The organism is Wolbachia endosymbiont of Wuchereria bancrofti, from assembly GCF_002204235.2.
In the GTDB taxonomy this organism is placed as follows: Bacteria; Pseudomonadota; Alphaproteobacteria; order Rickettsiales; family Anaplasmataceae; genus Wolbachia.
On the sequence record NZ_NJBR02000075.1, the window covers coordinates 1 to 583 of the forward strand.

Genomic DNA, 583 nt, shown 5'->3' on the forward strand with positions numbered 1-583 from the left:
CAATGACAAATAGGACTACAATTCCAACAGGATTGACAATTATGCTAACAAGCACAAAGGCTCGGTACAGCAATTACATTAGTGGTAATTAATACTGTTGTTATTGCTACTGCTAAAGATGCAAGTGCAATCGTGTATTCGATACCTGTTTTCATTATATGTACAGTGTTTTTCCCTTTCCATATGCTTAATTTATTTCCATTACCTGGCATAATAACTTCCCCCTAATAAAGTTAATAATAAATTTAGCGTACACGATCAAGTTATTTTTTTAGGCATAATTTCGAGCTGAAAACCTGCTTTTAATTGCCAACAACTATATGCAGCTGGCTAAATTCGATAAACCAATAGCTGATCAGGTAAGTTAAATAAAGATTTTTAGAATTATGGCCTTAGCCTACAATTTTATAAACATCGTAATTTAAAAACAGGGAAAACAGAACTAAAAAACTACTTGACAAACTTTACCAGCTCACTTATTATAATAGTAAAGCTATTTTATGTAACTTCCCAATCTGTGCAGATTAAAATGACAAGAGGATCTTGTATTTGGTGTACTATTGTTTAGTTTTTTGCACCATGT

The 583-nt window shown here is 31.9% G+C and carries 1 protein-coding gene; it reads right to left on the minus strand.

All coding sequences use genetic code 11. The features are described from left to right. Window positions 1-44 precede the first annotated feature (44 nt). Complete coding sequence (locus CCY16_RS05630) at window positions 45-212, minus strand: hypothetical protein (RefSeq protein ID WP_179946064.1); 168 nt, start codon at window positions 210-212, stop codon at window positions 45-47. Between the last annotated feature and the right edge of the window lie 371 nt (window positions 213-583).